The 21,335-nt window shown below is 72.1% G+C and carries 2 protein-coding genes; both read left to right on the top strand.

What is annotated here, in order from left to right; all coding sequences use genetic code 11:
* The first annotated feature begins 3 nt into the window (after positions 1–3).
* Positions 4–15,231, top strand: a complete 15,228-nt coding sequence (locus ACFMQL_RS38350; RefSeq protein ID WP_378789687.1) for an SDR family NAD(P)-dependent oxidoreductase — start codon at positions 4–6, stop codon at positions 15,229–15,231.
* The gene (locus tag ACFMQL_RS38345; RefSeq protein WP_378789685.1) at positions 15,209–21,334 is read left to right on the top strand and encodes an SDR family NAD(P)-dependent oxidoreductase; all 6,126 of its coding nucleotides are present in this window, start codon (positions 15,209–15,211) and stop codon (positions 21,332–21,334) included. Before ACFMQL_RS38350 ends, ACFMQL_RS38345 begins: the two co-directional genes overlap by 23 nt.
* Position 21,335 lies beyond the last annotated feature (1 nt).

The raw sequence follows: 21,335 nt of genomic DNA, 5'->3' as shown, positions 1-21,335 counted from the left end.
CTGATGTCGGGCGATGACCGCCTGCGCGACTACCTGCGCAGGGCCACCGCGGATCTCCAGGAGACGCGCAGGCAACTGCGCGACGTGACGGAACGGGCCAGGGAGCCGATCGCGATCGTCGGCATGGCCTGCAGGTACCCGGGCGGCGTGAGCACGCCGGAGGAGCTGTGGAACCTGGTGGCCGACGGCCGGGAGGGGATCTCCGGCTTCCCCACCGACCGCGGCTGGGACGTGGACGCGCTCCACGACCCCGAGCTGACCCGGCCCGGCACCACGTACGTCGACCGTGGCGGGTTCCTGCACGGCTCCGGCGAGTTCGACGCCGACTTCTTCGGCATGAGCCCGCGCGAGGCCACCGCCACCGACCCGCAGCAGCGGCTCGTCCTGGAGACCTCGTGGGAGGCTCTGGAGCACGCCGGCATCGACCCGACGGGGCTGCGCCGCAGCCGCACCGGCGTCTATCTCGGCGTGATGGCCCCCGACTACGCCATCGGCTACGGCCGGGACGTGCCCGAGGCCGAGGGCCTGCTCAGCACCGGGTCGCACGGCAGCGTGGTGTCCGGGCGGGTGGCGTACACGCTCGGCCTGGAAGGGCCCGCGGTCTCGGTGGACACCGCCTGCTCGTCCTCGCTGGTGGCGCTGCACCTCGCGGCGCACGCGCTGCGCGTCGGCGAGTGCGATCTCGCGCTGGTCGGCGGCGTGACCGTGATGTCCACGCCCGAGACGTTCACCGAGTTCGCCCGGCAGCGGGGCCTTGCGCCCGACGGGCGGGTGAAGGCGTTCGCCGACGGGGCGGACGGCACCGCCTGGGGCGAGGGCGCCGGCATGCTGGTCGTCGAACGGCTCTCGGACGCCCGCCGTCGTGGCCACCGCGTGCTGGCCGTGATCCGCGGCAGCGCCGTCAACCAGGACGGCGCCTCCAACGGCCTGACCGCCCCCAACGGCCCCTCCCAGGAGCGGGTGATCCAGCAGGCGCTGGCCGCCGCCGGGCTGGTGGCGGCGGACGTGGACGCGGTCGAGGCCCACGGCACCGGCACCTCCCTGGGCGACCCGATCGAGGCGCAGGCGCTGCTCGCCACCTACGGGCGGGGGCGGCGCACGCCGCTGTGGCTGGGGTCGGTGAAGTCGAACCTGGGCCACACGCAGGCGGCGGCGGGCGTGGCCGGCGTGATCAAGATGGTCATGGCGCTGCGGCACGGCCTGCTGCCGAAGACCCTGCACGTGGACGCGCCGTCGTCGAAGGTGGACTGGTCTTCCGGTGCGGTGGAGCTGCTGACCGAGGCCAGGCCGTGGCCGCGGGCCGAGGGGCGGCTGCGCAGGGCGGGCGTGTCGTCGTTCGGGTTCAGCGGCACCAACGCGCACGTGATCCTCGAAGAGGCGTCCGCCGATGAGGAGGTGCCCGCTGAGACCGAACCGGGTGACGCCGCCGGGCTGGCGGTGCCAGTGGTCGTGTCGGCCAAGACCGAGGCCGCGCTGCGGGCGCAGGCCGAGCGGCTGGCCGGCTTCGTGGAGTCGCATACCGAGGCCGAGGTGCTGGAGGTGGCCGTCGGGCTGACCCGCAGGGCCGCTCTGGAGCATCGGGCCGTACTCCCGGTGTCGGATCGGGATGGGCTGCTGGCCGGGCTGCGTTCGCTGGCGGCCGGTGAGCCTTCGGGCGTCGTGGGCCGGGTGCGGCCTGGTCGTCTCGCCGTGGTGTTCTCCGGCCAGGGTGCGCAGCGTTCGGGGATGGGGCGGGAGCTTCATGCGGCGTTTCCCGTCTTCGCGCGGGCCTTCGATGAGGCTTGCGAGCTGTTGCAGGCCGAGCTCGCCGGTGCCGATGTCGTGGCCGGGCTGGCCGGTGGGCTGAGCGTGCGCGACATCATCCTCGGCGACTCGGCCCCTGACGGGGTGCTGGATCAGACGGTGTTCGCGCAGGCCGGGTTGTTCGCTTTCGAGACGGCGCTGTTCCGGCTGCTGGAGTCGTTCGGTGTGCGGCCGGACTTCGTGGCCGGGCACTCGCTGGGTGAGATCACCGCCGCGCACGTCGCCGGGGTGCTGGATCTGGCGGATGCGTGCCGTCTGGTGGCCGCTCGCGGGCGGTTGATGCAGGCGTTGCCGACCGGTGGTGCGATGGCCGCGATCGGCTGCGGTGAGGACGAGATCGCCTCCGTGCTGGCTGCACATGATCAGGTGGCCATCGCCGCGGTGAACGCGCCGGGCGCGGTCGTGGTCTCCGGTGCCGCCGCTCAGGTCGATGAGGTGGTCGCGTGGGCGCGCGAGCAGGGGCATCGGACGCGCCCGCTGCGGGTGTCGCATGCGTTCCACTCGCCGTTGATGGAGCCGATGCTGGGCGAGTTCGCCCAGGTGGCGGCGTCGCTCACGTTCAACTCGCCTTCTGTGGCGCTCGTATCGGGCGTGACCGGGCAACTCGCCGGTTCGCAGATCACCGAGCCCGGCTACTGGGTGGAGCACGTGCACCGGGCGGTGCGGTTCGCGGACGTCGTCACCACCCTGCGCGAGAACGGCGTCCGCTGCTTCCTGGAGATCGGCCCCGACGCCCAGCTCGCTCCCATGATCGAGCAGACCCTCGCATACCACGACGACCCCGACGTGTCCGGCGCGGATGCGGCTCACGCGCCTGCCTCGGTGGTCGCCCTGCTGCGGCGCGACCGGGAGGAGACCGCCCAGCTCGTCGCCGGGCTGGGCCGGGCCTGGACGTCCGGCGCCGGCGTGAAGTGGATGACCTGGCCTTCGCTGGCCGCCGCCCGGCCCGGCCATCTCGACCTGCCCACCTACGCCTTCCAGCGGAGGCACTACTGGCTGCTCCCGCCGGGCGGCTCGCAAGCGCGGGCGTCCGGTGTCACCAGCCGGCCTGCCACGTTCGAGGTCGCCTGGCGGCGGCTCGAACCGGCCCCGGCGGCCGCCACCGGTGGCGACCCCCTCGTCATCGACGTCACTGGTGCCGAGGAGGCCCACGTACCCGACCGGGTGCGGGGTGCGCTGCGTACGGCGCTCGCCGGCCTGCAGGGCTGGTCGGCCGAAGGGGGCTCGCGGCCGGTCGTGGTGGTGACCCGGGGCGCGGTGGCCGTCGCTGATGACGAGGTGCCGGACCCGGCGCAGGCCGCCGTCTGGGGTCTGGTACGTGCGGCGCAGGCTGAGGAGCCCGGACGTATCACGCTCGTCGATGTCGAGGCCACCGCCGATGGCGGTGCGGGCGGCCTTGCGGAGGGCGTGCGTGCGGCGCTGGCCTCCGGCGAGCCGGAGGTCGCGCTGCGGGGCGGTGGGTTGTGGGCACCCCGGTTGTCGCACGTCGAGTCCGTGAACCCTGGTGGCGAGGCCGGCCAGGGTGATGATGCCGATGTCTTGTGGCCCGTTGACGGGACGACTCTGATCACGGGCGGCACGGGTGGTCTGGGTGCCGTGGTGGCGCGGCATCTGGTGTCCGAGCACGGCGTACGGCATCTGCTGCTGGTTTCCCGTCGGGGTCCGGACGCGTCCGGCGCTGTCGAGCTGCGTGAGGAGCTGGCCGGGCTCGGCGCCGAGGTGACGATCGCGGCCTGTGACGTGGGCGATCGTGAGGCGCTCGCCGCTTTGCTGGCGGGGATTCCTGAGGATCGGCCGTTGTGTGCGGTGGTGCATGCGGCGGGTGTGGTCGATGACGGGGTGATCTCCTCGTTGTCGCCGGAGCGTGTGGATGCGGTGCTGCGGCCCAAGGCCGATGCGCTGTGGCATCTGCACGAGCTGACGCAGGACCGTGCTCTGGAGCGGTTCGTGGTGTTCTCGTCGCTGGCCGGGGTGGTGGACGGTGCGGGTCAGGGCAACTACGCCGCCGCTAACGCGTTCGCAGACGCCGTGGCCGTGGCGCGGGCGGCGGCCGGGTTGCCGACCGTGTCGCTGGCCTGGGGGCCGTGGGCCGAAGAGCGAGGCATGGTCGGCCGCATCGGCACCAGGGACGAGGCGCGGATGCGCGCCGCCGGGCTGTTCGCACTGACCACCGAAGAAGGGGTCGCGCTGCTGGACGCCGGCGTGCGGTCGCGGCGGCCGTTCCTGGTCTCGGCTCGTTTCGACGCGGTGGCGCTGGGACGGCGCGGGCCCGAGCTGCCGCCCATGCTGCGTGAGCTGGCCGCCGACATCGGCAAGCCCGCCGCCGCGCCTTCCGCATCTGCGGAGAGCGGTACGGGTGGCTCGGCGCTCGTCGCGGAGCTGATGAACTTGCCGGGGGCGCAGCGGCGGCGGCGGTTGCTGGAGGTGGTGTCCGCTCAGGCGGCGGCCACCCTGGGGCACGACAGTGCGCAGGCCATCGATGCGGATCGGCCGTTCCAGGACCTGGGCTTCGACTCGCTGACCGCCGTGGAGCTGCGTAACCGGCTGCATCAGGTGACCGGGCTGCGGCTGACGCCCACGCTGGTCTTCGATCACCCCACGCCTCGCGCCCTGGCGGCGCACCTGGACAGGACCTTGTCCGGTACGCGCCGCACGACCCCCACCGTCACCGTGAAGACGAGCGGGGATCGCGAGGATGATCTGATCGCGGTGGTCGGCATGGCCTGCCGCTTCCCCGGCCAGGTCACCAACCCCGAAGAGCTGTGGCGGCTCCTGATCGAGGACCGCGACGGCATCACCGGCTTCCCCACCGACCGGGGCTGGAACCTGGCATCGCTGTTCCACCCCGACCCCGACCACCCGGGCACGTCTTACGTCCGTACCGGCGGATTCCTGACCGGCGCCGCCGACTTCGACCCCGAGTTCTTCGCGCTCAGCCCGCGCGAAGCCGTGGCGATGGATCCCCAGCAGCGGCTCATCCTGGAGGCGTCCTGGGAGGCCCTGGAGCACGCCGGCATCAACCCGTCCCGGCTGCGCGGCACTCCCACAGGGGTGTTCACCGGGGTCATGGCCAACGACTACGGCTCGGGCGCGGTCGCCTCACCCGAGGCCGAGGGCCTGGTGGCCACCGGAACGCAGGGCAGCGTGGTGTCGGGGCGGGTGGCGTACGCACTGGGCCTGGAGGGACCTGCGGTGTCGGTGGACACCGCGTGCTCGTCGTCCCTGGTGGCTCTGCACCTGGCCGCGCAGGCGCTCCGCAACGGCGAGTGCGATCTCGCGCTGGCCGGTGGCGTGACGGTGATGGCCACGCCGGACGCGTTCGTGGAGTTCTCCCGGCAGCGCGGGTTGGCCGCCGACGGCCGGTGCAAGGCGTTCTCCGAGGCGGCCGATGGTGTCGGCTGGGGTGAGGGCGTCGGCGTGCTGGTCGTGGAACGGCTGTCGGATGCTCGCCGTCGCGGCCACCGGGTCCTGGCCGTGGTGCGGGGGAGCGCCGTCAACCAGGACGGCGCCTCGAACGGTCTGACCGCCCCCAACGGGCCCGCGCAGGAGCGGGTCATCGGTCAGGCGCTGGCGGCTGCCGGGCTTACCCCCGGTGAAGTGGACGCCGTCGAGGCGCATGGCACGGGGACGGCGCTGGGTGACCCGATCGAGGCGCAGGCGTTGCTGGCCACCTATGGCCAGGGTCGGCAGGAGCCGTTGTGGCTGGGGTCGGTGAAGTCGAACCTGGGTCACACCCAGGCGGCCGCCGGCGTGGCCGGGATCATCAAGATGATCCTCGCGATGCGGCACGAGCTGCTGCCCAGGACGCTGCACGTGGACGCGCCGTCGTCGAAGGTGGACTGGTCCGCCGGAGCGGTGGAGCTGCTCACCGAGCCGAAGCCCTGGCCCAAGCAGGCCGATCGGCCGCGCCGCGCGGGCGTGTCCTCCTTCGGCATCTCCGGTACGAACGCCCACATCATCCTGGAAGAGCCGCCCGCCGAAGAGGCATCGGTAGTCGGCGACGGTACGGAACCGCCGTCCACGGCGTGCAGTGAAGAGGAACGTCCGCTGGTCGCCTCCACCGATACGGAGGACACCGCCGTACTTCCTGTGGTGGTGTCGGCCAGGAGCGAGGCTGCGCTGCGGGCCCATGCCGACCGATTGGCGGTTTTCGTGGCCGAGCACGAGGAGGCGCAACCGCTGGAGGTGGCGGGTGGGCTGTCGCGCCGGGCTGCTTTGGAGCACCGGGCGGTGCTGCCGGTGTCGGATCGGGATGGTCTGCTGGCCGGGCTGCGCGCTTTGGCTGGCGGCGAGCTGGGGGCGTCCTCTGGGGTTCAGGGTCGGGCGCGGGCGGGCCGTTTGGCCGTGGTGTTCTCCGGCCAGGGTGCTCAGCGTTCGGGGATGGGGCGGGAGCTGTATGCGGCGTTCCCGGTCTTCGCTCGCGCTTTCGACGAAGCCTGCGAGCTGCTGCAAGCAGAACTCGCCGGAGCGGATGTCGTAGCCGGGCTGGCCGGTGGGCTGAGCGTGCGCGACATCATCCTCGGCGACGCTGAGGTGCTGGACCAGACCGTCTTCGCCCAAGCCGGGCTGTTCGCCTTCGAGACCGCCTTGTTCCGGCTGCTGGAGTCGTTCGGCATCCGGCCGGACTTCGTGGCCGGGCACTCGCTGGGTGAGATCACCGCCGCACACGTCGCCGGGGTGCTGGATCTGGCGGATGCGTGCCGTCTGGTGGCCGCTCGCGGGCGGCTCATGCAGGCGTTGCCGGCCGGTGGTGCGATGGCCGCGATCGGCTGCGGCGAGGACCAGATCGCCTCCGTGCTGGCTCGTTACGATCAGGTGGCCATCGCCGCGGTGAACGCACCCGGCGCGGTCGTGATCTCCGGCGCCGCCGACCAGGTCACCGAGATCGTCGAGTGGGCGCGTGAGCAGGGGCATCGGACCCGCCCGCTGCGGGTGTCGCATGCCTTCCACTCGCCGTTGATGGAGCCGATGCTGGCCGAGTTCGAACAGGTCGTCGCCGGGCTGACACTGCGACGCCCGGAGCTGGCGCTCATCTCCAATGTCTCCGGCAAGCCGGCAGGCGAAGAGATCACCGAGCCCGCGTACTGGGTGGAGCACGTACGCCGCCCGGTCCGCTTCGCCGACAGCGTCACCACCCTGCACGAGCAAGGCGTCACCTGCTTCATCGAAGCAGGCCCCGACGCCCAGCTCACCCCCATGGTCGAACAGACCCTCACCGACGCCGATCCCGCCGTCGTACCCCTCATCCGCCGGGACCGCGACGAGACCACTCACCTCATCACCGGCCTCGGCCAAGCCTGGGCGAGCGGCACCGATGTGGACTGGACCGTCTGGCCGACCAAGGCCGGGCCGCTGGGTGTCCGCATCGGCGACATCGACCTGCCCACGTACCCGTTCCAGCATCGCCGCTACTGGCTGGAGCCCGCCCCGGCCGGCGACCCGACGGCAGTCGGCCAGGCCGCATCCGACCATCCGATCCTGGGCGCGGTCGTGGAGCAGCCGGACGGCGGCGCGATCCTGACCGGCCGCCTGTCGGTGACCGCCCAGCCGTGGCTGGCCGATCACGCCATCAACGGCACTCCGATCCTGCCCGGCACCGGCTTCGTCGAGCTGGCCCTGCACGCCGGCGACCAGGTCGGCAGCCCGTTCCTTGACGAGCTGACCCTGCACACGCCCCTGCCCATCCCTGACAGCAGCGGCGACGTCGCCGTCCAGGTCACCGTGACCGCCCCCGACGAGGACGGCCGACGCGAGATCACCATCCACTCCAAGGACGACGCCGAGCAGTGGACCCGGCATGCCACCGGCGCCCTGACCGCCACCTCCACGGTGGCTCCGGCCGACCTGCGCCACGCCTGGCCGCCGCCCAACGCCGAGCCCGTCGACACCACCGGCCTCTATGAGCGCCTGATCGACCACGGTTACGGCTACGGCCCCGCCTTCCACGGCCTCACCCGGGCCTGGAGAGACGGCGACGACCTCTACGCCGACATAACACTCCCCGAAAAAGCCGGACAACCCTCCCGCTACGGCATACACCCCGCCATCTTCGACGCGGCCACGCATCTGGCGCTCCTGGCCGGCGACGAGACCGCAGGGGGTACGCCGCTGATCCCGTTCAACTGGAACGGCGTCACCCTGCACGCCACCGGTGCCACCGCCCTGCGCGTACGCCTGCACCCGGACCCGGATGGCGGCTTCCGCCTGGACCTGGCCGACCCCACCGGCCAGCCGGTGATCACCGTGGGGACCGTGGCGTCCCGGCCGGTGGCCGAGACGGACAGCACGACGCCCGCCGCGGGGTCGGTGGCGCGCTGGCTCACCGAGGTGGCCTGGCGACCGCTGCCCGAATTCTCAGCAGAGCCGGCACTGCTCGACGGCACGGCCGTGATCGATGCCACCACCGGCGACGGCCCCGATGACCTGCCGACCCGTGTACGCCGACGCGTCGGCGCGGTACTGGCGGAGCTGCAGGCCCGGCTCGCTGAAGACGATCAGCGCCCCATCGTCGTGGCCACCCGCGGAGCGGTCGCCGTCGCGGACGGAGAGACCCCCGACCCGGCGGGAGCCGCGGTCTGGGGCCTGGTACGTGCGGCCCAGCAGGAACACCCCGGCCGCATCACGCTGCTCGACCTCGAGCCGACGGCGCGGACCGCGGACCTTGACCTGACGACTCTGCAGAACACGGCCCTACCCGGCGACGAACCCGAAGTCGCCATCCGCGGCGACCGGCCATGGGTGCCTCGCCTGGAGCGAGCCCGCCTAGGCGAGGAACCCACGTCGGCCTGGCCGCTGGACGGGACGACGCTGATCACCGGTGGCACGGGTGGTCTGGGCGCTGTGGTCGCCAGGCATCTGGTCTCCGAGCACGGCGTACGGCACCTGCTGCTGGCCTCCCGGAGAGGTCTGGAAGCGTCCGGCGCGGCCGACCTCCGCGAGGAGCTGGCCGGACTCGGCGCCGAGGTGACGATCGCCGCCTGCGACGTGGCCGACCGGGACGCCCTGGCCGGTGCGCTCAAGCAGATCCCCGACGACCGGCCGTTGCGCGCGGTGGTGCATACGGCGGGTGTCGTGGACGACGGTGTGATGTCGTCGCTGTCGGCTGAGCGTGTGGAGCGGGTGCTGCGGCCGAAGGTGGATGCGTTGTGGCATCTGCATGAGTTGACGCGCGACGGTCAGGTGGCCCGGTTCGTGGTGTTCTCGTCGCTGGCGGGGACGTTGGGTGCGGCGGGTCAGGGTAATTACGCGGCTGCGAACGCGGCGGTGGATGCGCTGGTCGTCGATCGTGTGCGTGCTGGGTTGCCGGGTGTGTCGGTGGCGTGGGGTGTGTGGGACGCCGAGGAGGGCATGGCCGGTCGGCTGTCGGATCGGGATCGGGAGCGCATGTTGCGTGAGGGGCTGATCCCGGTTACGGCTGATGTGGGCTTGGCGGTGCTGGATCGGCTGGTGGGTGAGGGCCGTAGCGGGGTCGTGGTGGCGGCCGGCTGGTCGGTCAGTGCCTTGCGTGCCGGGGCGGACAGGTTGCCGGCTTTGCTGCGCGAGCTGGTCCCGGTACGCCGCAGGGCCACGGCGGAGGTCGCGGCCGGTGCGGGCTCGTTCGCCGATCGGCTGGCCGAGCTGTCGGAGACCGAACGCCGGACGGCGGTCACCGAACTCGTACGTACGCAGGCGGCCGCCGTGCTGGGCTATGGCGCGGCCGAAGCGGTCCCGGTGGACCGAGCCTTCCAAGAGCTGGGCGTCGACTCGCTGATGGCCGTCGAACTGCGCAACCGGCTCGGCCGCGCGGCCGGGCTCACCCTGCCGGCCACGCTCATCTTCGATCACCCGTCCGTGAACGCGATCACGGACTTCCTCCTAGGCCGCCTCCTGGGGCGGCAGGCCGACCAGAGAAAGGTCAGGCGCACGGCGGCGGTCACCGACGATCCCATCGCGATCGTGGGGATGGCGTGTCGTTATCCGGGTGGGGTTGATGGCCCGGAGGAGTTGTGGCGGTTGCTGGTGGGCGGTGTGGATGCCGTGGGTGGTTTCCCGGGCGATCGGGGTTGGGATGTCGCCGGTTTGTACGATCCTGAGCCGGGCAGGCCGGGGCGTACGTATGCGCGGGAGGGTGGGTTCCTGTATGGGGCGGCGGAGTTCGATCCGGCGTTCTTCGGGATCAGTCCGCGTGAGGCTGCGGAGATGGACCCGCAGGAGCGGCAGTTTCTCGAGGTGTGCTGGGCCGGGCTGGAAGGTGCTGGGATCGATCCGACCTCGCTGAAAGGCAGCAGTGCCGGTGTTTTCGCGGGTGTGATGTACCACGATTACGCGCCTTCGGGGACCGGTGGTGCCACGATTTCGGGCCGGGTGGCTTACACGTTCGGTCTGGAGGGGCCTGCGGTGTCGGTGGACACCGCGTGCTCGTCCTCGCTGGTGGCCTTGCACCTGGCCGCGCAGGCGCTGCGTAATGGTGAGTGCGATCTGGCGCTGGCGGGTGGGGTGACGGTGATGGCCACGCCGGACGCGTTCGTGGAGTTCTCCCGGCAACGCGGCCTGGCGGCTGATGGGCGGTGCAAGTCTTTCGCTGAGGCGGCCGATGGTGTCGGCTGGGGCGAGGGTGTGGGCGTCCTGGTGGTCGAACGGCTGTCGGACGCTCGCCGTCGCGGGCATCGCGTGCTGGCCGTCGTGCGGGGGAGTGCCGTCAACCAGGATGGCGCCTCCAACGGCATGACCGCCCCTAACGGGCCCTCCCAGGAGCGGGTCATCGCTCAGGCGCTGGCGTCGGCCGGGATCAAGCCGGATCAGGTGGACGTGGTCGAAGGCCATGGCACCGGTACCGCGCTGGGCGACCCGATCGAGGCCCAGGCGTTGCTGGCCACCTACGGTCAGGGTCGGCAGGAGCCGTTGTGGCTGGGGTCGGTGAAGTCGAACCTGGGTCACACCCAGGCGGCCGCCGGCGTGGCCGGGATCATCAAGATGATCCTCGCGATGCGGCACGAGCTGCTGCCCAAGACCCTGCACGTGGACGCGCCGTCGTCGAAGGTGGACTGGTCCAGCGGGGCGGTCGAGTTGCTGACCGAGCCCAAGCCTTGGCCGAAGCACGCGGACCGGCCGCGCCGCGCGGGCGTGTCGTCGTTCGGCATCTCCGGCACGAACGCCCACATCATCCTCGAAGAACCCCCGGTCGAAGAAGAGCCACTCCGTCAGCTCACCGGTCGACCGTCAGACGGGCAAGACGTCAGCCAGGACGGCAGCACAGCCGCAGCGCCCGAGGACGCAGCCGAGTCCGCCTCGCTGCCGGTGCCCGTGATGGTCTCGGCCAGGAGCGAGGCTGCGCTGCGGGCCCATGCCGACCGATTGGCGGTTTTCGTGGCCGAGCATCAGGAGGCGCAACCGCTGGAGGTGGCGGGTGGGCTGTCGCGCCGGGCTGCTTTGGAGCACCGGGCGGTGCTGCCGGTGTCGGATCGGGATGGTCTGCTGGCCGGGCTGCGCGCTTTGGCTGGCGGCGAGCTGGGGGCGTCCTCTGGGGTTCAGGGTCGGGCGCGGGCGGGCCGTTTGGCCGTGGTGTTCTCGGGCCAGGGTGCTCAGCGTTCGGGGATGGGGCGGGAGCTGTATGCGGCGTTCCCGGTCTTCGCTCGCGCTTTCGACGAAGCCTGCGAGCTGCTGCAAGCAGAACTCGCCGGAGCGGATGTCGTAGCCGGGCTGGCCGGTGGGCTGAGCGTGCGCGACATCATCCTCGGCGATTCGGCCCCTGACGGGGTGCTGGATCAGACGGTGTTCGCGCAGGCCGGGTTGTTCGCTTTCGAGACGGCGCTGTTCCGGCTGCTGGAGTCGTTGGGTGTGCGGCCGGACTTCGTGGCCGGGCACTCGCTGGGTGAGATCACCGCTGCACACGTCGCCGGGGTGCTGGATCTGGCGGATGCGTGCCGTCTGGTGGCCGCCCGTGGGCGGTTGATGCAGGCGTTGCCGTCCGGTGGTGCGATGGCCGCGATCGGCTGCGGCGAGGACGAGATCGCCTCCGTGCTGGCTCGTTACGATCAGGTGGCCATCGCCGCGGTGAACGCGCCGGGCGCGGTCGTGATCTCCGGTGCCGCCGCTCAGGTCACCGAGATCGTCGAGTGGGCGCGTGAGCAGGGGCATCGGACCCGCCCGCTGCGGGTGTCGCATGCGTTCCACTCGCCGTTGATGGAGCCGATGCTGGCCGAGTTCGAACAGGTCGTCGCCGGGCTGACACTGCGACGCCCGGAGCTGGCGCTCATCTCCAATGTCTCCGGCAAGCCGGCAGGCGAAGAGATCACCGAGCCCGCGTACTGGGTGGAGCACGTACGCCGCCCGGTCCGCTTCGCCGACAGCGTCACCACCCTGCACGAGCAAGGCGTCACCTGCTTCATCGAGGCGGGCCCCGACGCCCAGCTCACCCCCATGGTCGAGCAGACCTTGGCGTCGCATGAAAGCTCGGCTCCCGACCAAGCCGACGACAGCCGTGCCGAGCCCGCCTCGGTGATCGCGCTGCTGCGGCGCGACCGGGACGAGACCGCTCAGCTGGTCGCCGGACTGAGCCGAGCCTGGACGTCAGGCGTCAACCTCAACTGGACCGCTTGGCCCGCCTGGAACACCCCAGGAGGCGCTGGCTTCGGCCACCCGGACCTGCCCACCTACCCCTTCGAGCACCGGCGTTACTGGCTGCACTCGACCCCGACGGGCGACCCGGCCGCGCTGGGCCTGGGGGTGGCCGACCATCCGATCCTGGGTGCGGTGGTGGAGCAGCCCGACGGCGGGGCCATCCTGACCGGACGTCTGTCAGCGACGGCCCAGCCGTGGCTGGCCGATCACGCCATCAACGGCACCCCGATCCTGCCCGGCACCGCGTTCGTCGAGCTGGCGCTGCGGGCCGGTGAGCTGATCGGCTGCACGGTCATCGACGAGCTCACCCTGCACGCACCCCTGCCCGTCCCCGACACCGCCAACGGCATCACCCTCCAGGTCATCGTGAGCCCTCCCGACGAGGACGGACGTCACCAGATCGGCATCCACTCCCGGGACGACGGCGGAAGCTGGACCGAGCACGCCAGTGGCACGCTCAGCGCCACCCCGGCCGCCGTGCCGCCCGACGTGTCGGAGGAGCTGCGGCAGGTCTGGCCACCTGCGGGCGCCGAGCGGCTGGACACCACCGGCCTGTACGACAGCCTCATCGACCACGGCTACGGCTACGGGCCCGCCTTCCAGGGGCTCACCGGCGCGTGGAAGCGTGGCGACGACCTCTTCGCCGAGGTGTCGCTGCCGGCGGACGAGGCCGACCCGACCGGGTACGGCGTGCACCCCGCGCTGCTCGACGCGGCGATGCACGTGGGCATGCTCGCCGGGCCGGACAGCGGAGCGGAGGTCCGGAACGAGGGCCCGCTGATCCCGTTCAACTGGCGCGGCGTGACCTTGCACGCGTCGGGCGCGTCGTCGCTGCGCGTCAGGTTGCGCAGGTTGGACGGCGAGGCGGTCACCCGCCTGGACATCGTGGATCCGGCAGGCGGCCCGGTGGTGTCGGTCGAGGAGCTGACCGCACGCCCGCTCCCTGCGGGCCGGCTGACCGGTACGGCCGGGACGCGCTGGCTGTACGAGGTGGCCTGGCGGCCCCTCACCACAACCGACGAGAGCACGTCCGCGGGCGGGGTGCGGGTGCTGGACGCCGCGTCCTCGGCGACGACCGGCGGCGATGTGCCCGCACGCGTACGCCAGACCGTCGGGGAGGTGCTGGCCGGTCTGCAGAGCTGGTCGTCGGAGGGCGACACGCGCCCGGTGGCAGTCATCACGCGCGGCGCGGTCGCCGTAACGGACGACGAAACGCCGGACCCGGCACAGGCGGCGGTCTGGGGCCTGGTACGCGCCGCCCAAGCCGAAGACCCCGGCCGCATCACCCTCATCGACCTCGCTCCGAACGCTCTCAGCAAGAACGGAGCATCGGCCGGCGACGACAACCTCCTCACGGCCGACGTGCGCGCCGCACTGGCGTCCGGCGAGCCGGAGGTCGCGCTGCGCCACGGCCGACTGTGGGTGTCCCGCATGACGCACGCCACATCCACCGAAGCATCCATCGATACGACCGACGCCGTGTGGCCGGTCGATGGGACGACGCTGATCACCGGCGGCACAGGTGGTCTGGGCGCCGTGGTGGCCAGACACCTGGTCTCCGAGCATGGCGTACGCAATCTGCTGCTGGTCTCACGCCGGGGCCTGGACGCCCCAGGAGCCGCCGACCTCCGCGACGAGCTGGTCGGCAAGGGCGCCGAGGTGACGATCGCCGCCTGCGACGTCGCGGACCGGGACGCCCTGGCCGGTGCGCTCAAGCAGATCCCCGACGACCGGCCGCTGTGCGCGGTGGTGCATACGGCGGGTGTCGTGGACGACGGTGTGATGTCGTCGCTGTCGGCTGAGCGTGTGGAGCGGGTGCTGCGGCCGAAGGTGGATGCGTTGTGGCATCTGCATGAGTTGACGCGCGACGGTCAGGTGGCCCGGTTCGTGGTGTTCTCGTCGCTGGCGGGGACGTTGGGTGCGGCGGGTCAGGGTAATTACGCGGCTGCGAACGCGGCGGTGGATGCGCTGGTCGTCGATCGTGTGCGTGCTGGGTTGCCGGGTGTGTCGGTGGCGTGGGGTGTGTGGGACGCCGAGGAGGGCATGGCTGGTCGGCTGTCGGATCGGGATCGGGAGCGCATGTTGCGTGAGGGGCTGATCCCGGTTACGGCTGATGTGGGCTTGGCGGTGCTGGATCGGCTGGTGGGTGAGGGCCGTAGCGGGGTCGTGGTGGCGGCCGGCTGGTCGGTCAGTGCCTTGCGTGCCGGGGCGGACCGGTTGCCGGCTTTGCTGCGCGAGCTGGTCCCGGTACGCCGCAGGGCCACGGCGGAGGTCGCGGCCGGTGCGGGCTCGTTCGCCGATCGGCTGGCCGAGCTGTCGGAGACCGAACGCCGGACGGCGGTCATCGAACTCGTACGCGCCCGAGCAGCCGCAGTACTCGGCCACGACTCACCCGCGTCCGTACCCGTGGACCAGGCGTTCCAAGAGCTGGGGGTCGACTCGCTCGCCGCGGTCGAGCTGCGGAACGGGCTCGGCGCGGCGCTGGGGCTCCGGCTGCCGACCACGCTGGTGTTCGATCACCCGTCGGTCCGAGCCGTCGCCGACTACGTGCTCAAGCAGATCGCGCCGATGCCTGACCCCGAGAGCAACGGCCACGACGAGGCGGCGATCCGCAGGGCGCTGCAGACCGTGCCGCTGGCGAAGCTGCGCGCCGCCGGACTGCTGGACAGCCTGCTGGAACTCGCCGGAGTGACCCCGGCAGGTACGAACGGAACCGCACCTCCCGACGAGATGGAGGACCTCGACGCCATCGACGAGCTGGACGCGGAAAGCCTGATCAGGATGGCGCTGCACGACGGGCAGCCGGATGACGAGACCGAGGAGGGCTGAAGAGATGGCGGAGAACGAGGGCAAGCTCGTCGAGGCACTGCGCGCTTCTCTCCGTGAGACGGCCAAGCTGCGCCAGCAGAACCGCGCGCTCACGGCCCGCGCTCGGGAGCCGATCGCGATCGTGGGGATGGCGTGTCGTTATCCGGGTGGGGTTGATGGCCCGGGGGAGTTGTGGCGGTTGCTGGTGGGCGGTGTGGATGCCGTGGGTGGTTTCCCGGGCGATCGGGGTTGGGATGTCGCCGGTTTGTACGATCCTGAGCCGGGCAGGCCGGGGCGTACGTATGCGCGGGAGGGTGGGTTCCTGTATGGGGCGGCGGAGTTCGATCCGGCGTTCTTCGGGATCAGTCCGCGTGAGGCTGCGGAGATGGACCCGCAGGAGCGGCAGTTTCTCGAGGTGTGCTGGGCCGGGCTGGAAGGTGCTGGGATCGATCCGACCTCGCTGAAAGGCAGCAGTGCCGGTGTTTTCGCGGGTGTGATGTACCACGATTACGCGCCTTCGGGGACCGGTGGTGCCACGATTTCGGGCCGGGTGGCTTACACGTTCGGTCTGGAGGGGCCTGCGGTGTCGGTGGACACCGCGTGCTCGTCCTCGCTCGTGGCGCTCCATCTCGCCGCGCAGGCGCTGCGTAATGGTGAGTGCGATCTGGCGCTGGCGGGTGGGGTGACGGTGATGGCCACGCCGGATGCGTTCGTGGAGTTCTCCCGGCAGCGCGGCCTGGCGGCTGATGGGCGGTGCAAGTCTTTCGCTGAGGCGGCCGATGGTGTCGGCTGGGGCGAGGGTGTGGGCGTCCTGGTGGTCGAACGGCTGTCGGACGCTCGCCGTCGCGGCCACCGGGTGCTGGCTGTCGTGCGGGGGAGCGCGGTCAACCAGGATGGCGCCTCCAACGGCATGACCGCCCCTAACGGGCCCTCCCAGGAACGAGTCATCGCCCAGGCGCTGGCGGCGGCCGGTCTTGCACCAAGTGATGTCGATGTGGTTGAAGCGCACGGCACCGGCACTTCGCTGGGCGACCCGATCGAGGCGCAGGCGTTGCTGGCCACCTACGGTCAGGGTCGGCAGGAGCCGTTGTGGCTGGGGTCGGTGAAGTCGAACCTGGGCCACACCCAGGCGGCCGCCGGCGTGGCCGGGATCATCAAGATGATCCTCGCGATGCGGCACGAGCTGCTGCCCAAGACCCTGCACGTGGACGCCCCGTCGTCGAAGGTGGACTGGTCCGCCGGGGCGGTCGAGTTGCTGACCGAACCTCGCCCCTGGCCGAAGAACCCGGATCGGCCGCGCCGGGCAGGCGTGTCGTCGTTCGGCATCTCCGGCACGAACGCCCACGTCATCATCGAGGAACCACCCGCAGAGGAAGCACCGGCCGGTGTAGGCGAACCGGCTGCAACGAACGGCACCACCGGCTCCGTTGTGCCGGTCATGGTGTCGGCCAAGACCGAGGCTGCTCTGCGGGCTCAGGCCGACCGGCTGGGCGCCTTCGTGGCTGAGCACGAGAAGGCGCAACCGGTAGAGGTCGCTGCTGGGCTGGCTCGCAGGGCCGCGCTGGAGTATCGGGCGGTGCTGCCGTCAACGAGCCGGGACGACCTGCTGGCCGGGCTGCGAGCCTTGGCCGCTGGCGAGCCGGAGGCGTCCTCTGGAGTTCAGGGTCGGGCGCGGGCGGGGCGTTTGGCTGTGGTGTTCTCGGGCCAGGGTGCTCAGCGGTCGGGGATGGGGCGGGAGCTGTATGCGGCGTTCCCGGTCTTCGCCCGAGCCTTCGACGAAGCCTGCGAGCTGCTGCAAGCCGAACTCGCCGGAGCGGATGTCGTAGCCGGGCTGGCCGGTGGGCTGAGCGTGCGCGACATCATCCTCGGCGACTCGGCCCCTGACGGGGTGCTGGATCAGACGGTGTTCGCGCAGGCCGGGCTGTTCGCTTTCGAGACGGCGCTGTTCCGGCTGCTGGAGTCGTTCGGTGTGCGGCCGGACTTCGTGGCCGGGCACTCGCTGGGTGAGATCACCGCCGCTCACGTCGCCGGGGTGCTGGATCTGGCGGATGCGTGCCGTCTGGTGGCCGCTCGCGGGCGGCTCATGCAGGCGCTGCCCTCCGGTGGCGCGATGGCGGCCATCGGCTGTAGCGAGGACCAGATCGCCCCCGCCCTGGCCGACCACGACCAAGTAGCAGTAGCGGCGATCAACGCACCCGGCGCGGTCGTGATCTCCGGCGCCACCGACCAGGTCAACCACATCGTCGAATGGGCGCGCGAGCGGGGGCATCGGACCCGCCCGCTGCGGGTGTCGCATGCGTTCCACTCGCCGTTGATGGAGCCGATGCTGGCCGAGTTCGAACAGGTCGTCGCCGGGCTGACACTGCGCCGCCCGCAACTGGCGCTCATCTCCAATGTCTCCGGCAAGCCGGCAGGCGAAGAGATCACCGAACCCGCGTACTGGGTGGAGCACGTACGCCGCCCGGTCCGCTTCGCCGACAGCGTCACCACCCTGCACGAGCAAGGCGTCATCTGCTTCATCGAAGCAGGCCCCGACGCCCAGCTCACCCCCATGATCGAACAGACCCTCACCCAGCACGAGGAGCCGGCCTCGCAGGTGGTGGCGCTGCTGCGGCGCGACCGCGATGAGAGCGCTCACCTCATCACCGGCCTCGGCCAGGCCTGGACCAGCGGCACCGACCTGGACTGGACGGCCTGGCCCGCCTGGAACACCCCAGGAGGCGCCCGCCTCGGCCACCCGGACCTGCCCACCTACCCCTTCGAGCACCGCCGCTACTGGCTGCAGCTCGATTCGGCAGGCGACCCGGCCGCGCTCGGCCAGACAGCCGTCGATCACCCGATCCTGGGCGCGGTGGTGGAGCAGCCCGACGGCGGCGCGATCCTGACCGGCCGCCTGTCGGCGACGGCCCAGCCATGGCTGACGGACCACGTGATCAACGGCACCCCGATCCTGCCCGGCACCGCGTTCGTCGAGCTGGCGCTGCGCGCCGGGGAACTGCTCGGCTGCCCGCTCATCGACGAGCTCACCCTGCACGCACCCCTGTCCATCCCCGACACGGCCACAGGCCAGGACGACACCACCGGCGGCGCCATCCTCCGCATCACGGTGACCGCCCCCGACGAGGACGGCCGGCACCACATCGCCATCCACTCCAAGCCGGAAGACGACGGCGAGTGGACGCAGCACGCCACCGGCGCCCTTACCTCCGCAGCCGCGACGTCCGGCGTGCCGGGTGAGCTGCGGCAGGCATGGCCGCCGGCAGGCGCCCAGCCGCTCGACGCCACCGGCCTCTACGACCGCCTCATCGACCACGGCTACGGCTACGGCCCATCCTTCCAAGCGCTGACCCGCGCCTGGAAACACGGTGACGACCTGTACGCGGAGGTGTCGCTGCCAGAGGACGAAGCCGGCCCGGCCGGGTACGGCGTGCACCCCGCGCTGCTCGACGCGGCCATGCACGTGGGCATGCTCGCAGGACTGGAAGCCGAGGCAGACGGCGGGGCGGGGGACGACAACGACGGCCCGCTGATCCCGTTCAACTGGCGCGGCGTGGCCCTGCACGCATCGGGCGCGTCGTCGCTGCGCGTCAGACTCCGCCGGTTGGACGGCGAGGCGGTCACCCGCCTGGACATCGCGGACCCGGCAGGCGGCCCGGTGGTGTCGGTCGAGGCGCTGACGTCCCGCCCGCTGGCACAAACCCAGCTGACCAGCGCGACCGGAACGCGCTGGCTGTATGAGCTGGCCTGGCGGCCCCTCGCCACAGGCAACGACAAAGCGCCCGCGAACGGAATCCGAGTGCTGGACGCTTCAGCGGCGACACCGAACGGCGATCTGCCGACCCGGGTGCGACAGACCGTCGGAAAGGTGCTGGCCGAGCTGCAGAGCTGGTCGTCGGAGGGCGACACCCGCCCGGTGGCGGTCATCACGCGCGGCGCGGTCGCCGTAACGGACGATGAGACGCCCGACCCGGCACAGGCGGCGGTCTGGGGCCTGGTACGCGCCGCCCAAGCGGAGGACCCCGGCCGCATCACCCTCATCGACCTGGCCCCTGCCCAAGACCTCGACACCGCCGCACAGGCCGCCCTGCTCAAGACCGGGGAGCCCCAGATCGCACTCCGTGAGAACCAGGCATGGGCCCCGAGACTCGACCGCGCCCGCCTCACCGAGGATCCCGCCCCCGCCTGGCCGGTGGACGGAACCACTCTGATCACGGGCGGCACCGGCGGCCTGGGCGCCCTCATGGCCAGGCACCTGGTCACCCAGCACGGCGTACGCCATCTGCTCCTGGTCTCCCGCCGCGGCCAGGACGCCCCAGGAGCCACCGACCTCCGTGACGAGCTGGCCGGGCTGGGCGCCGAGGTGACGATCGCCGCCTGCGACGTGGCCGACCGCGACGCCCTCGCCGCCCTGCTGGAGCAGATCCCCGACGCCCACCCCCTGCGCGCCGTCGTCCACACGGCGGGCGTCAGCGCCAACGCCGTCATCGAAGACCTCACCCCCGACCTGCTCGACCGGGTTGCGGCCCCCAAAGCGGACGCCGCCTGGCATCTGCACGAGCTCACCCAGAAGCACGACCTGGCCGAGTTCGTGCTGTTCTCCTCCTCGGCGTCGCTGGTGGACAGCCCAGGCCAGGGCAACTACGCGGCCGCCAACGCCTTACTCAACGCGCTCGCCGAACACCGCCGGGCCGCCGGACTGCCGGCGCGCACGCTGGCCTGGGGCCTGTGGGGCGGCGACGCGGGCATGCAGACCGAGCTGCGCGAGGACGACCTGGCCCGCATCCGCCGCTGGGGCATGCTGCCGCTGCCGGTGGACGCGGCGCTGGCGCTGTTCGACGCGGCCCGCCGGTCGGACACCGCCGTGCTGGCGCCGATCAGGCTCGATCCGGCCGCCCTGCGCGCCCGTACGGACGGCGTGCCGTCTCTGCTCCAGGAGCTGGCACCAGCCGTGCGGCGCGCGGCGGCGGCCCGGGAGAACGAGCGCGAGCCGCTGGCCGCGCTCAGCCCGGAGGAACGGCGCGAGCGGCTGATCGACCTGGTACGCAGGCGCGCCGCCCAGGTGCTCGGCCACGCCGACCCGGCGCCCGTCGAGCCGGACGCGGACCTGGTCGGGCTGGGCCTGGACTCCCTGGCCGCCATGGAACTGCGCAACGTGCTCGCCTCCGACACCGGCGTCCGGCTGCCCGCCACCGCCGCGTTCGACTACCCGTCGGTCAGCGCCCTGGCCGGTCTGCTGGCCGAGGAGATCGCCCCCGCACCGGCCACGGACGACCCGGTGACGCAGGACGTGCCGAGCGCGGCGGAGACGCTGAGCGGCCTGTTCCGCGAGGCGGCCGCCGCCGGGAAGATCGAGCAGGGCATGGCGCTGCTGCACGCGGCCGCCGCCGTCCGCCCCCGCTACGACGTGGCCGACGCCCCGGCCCGCACCCCGGTGGTGCTGGCCACGGGAGCGCGCCGCCCGCGGCTGTTCTGCCTGAACTCGCCGATGGCCTTCGGCGGGCCGCACCAGTTCGGGCCGCTGGCCGCCGAGTTCCGCGACGTGCGCGACCTCGCCGTGCTGCCGATCCCCGGCTTCGTCCGCGAGGAGAGCCTGCCGGCCTCGCTGGACGCCCTCGTGCACGGCCTGGCCCAGGCGGTCACGGCGGACGGGGAGCCGTACGCGCTGGTCGGCTATTCCGCCGGCGGGGTGTTCGCGCACGCGCTCGCCGCCGCGATGACGGAGGCCGGGCAGGGGCCGTCCGCGGTGATCCTGCTCGACACGCACGTCCCCCAGCCGGGGGAGAGCCCCGCCGTCTGGTCGTCGATCGTGGGCGGCCTGCTCGACAGGGAGGCGGTGTTCGGGCCGTTCACCGCCGCCCGGCTGTCCGCGATGGGCTGGTACGCGGCCCTGCTCGCGCAGTGGCGGCCCGCCGAGCTCGCCGCGCCGACCCTGTACGTGCGCGCCGTCCAAGACGTGGCGACGTCCCAGGGCACGGGGGCGGCGGCCGGCGCGGGCTGGCATCCCGTCATCACGCCGGGTACGGCGGTGCGCGATGTCACCGCCGACCACTTCAGCATGCTGGAGTCCGAGGCCCGGCAGACCGCCGCCGCGATCGAGGACTGGCTATCGGAGACGTGCGGGTGAC

Source organism: Nonomuraea fastidiosa, assembly GCF_042751225.1.
GTDB lineage: Bacteria > Actinomycetota > Actinomycetes > Streptosporangiales > Streptosporangiaceae > Nonomuraea > Nonomuraea fastidiosa.
The sequence above is the reverse complement of the archived record's forward strand: the minus strand, read 5'-3'. Positions and strand labels throughout refer to the sequence as shown.

Bases quoted from the DNA above. Each gene is read 5' to 3' on its own strand.
- ACFMQL_RS38350 (WP_378789687.1), top strand. From the start codon at position 4: ATGTCGGGCGATGACCGCCTGCGCGACTACCTGCGCAGGGCCACCGCG.
- ACFMQL_RS38345 (WP_378789685.1), top strand. From the start codon at position 15,209: ATGACGAGACCGAGGAGGGCTGAAGAGATGGCGGAGAACGAGGGCAAG.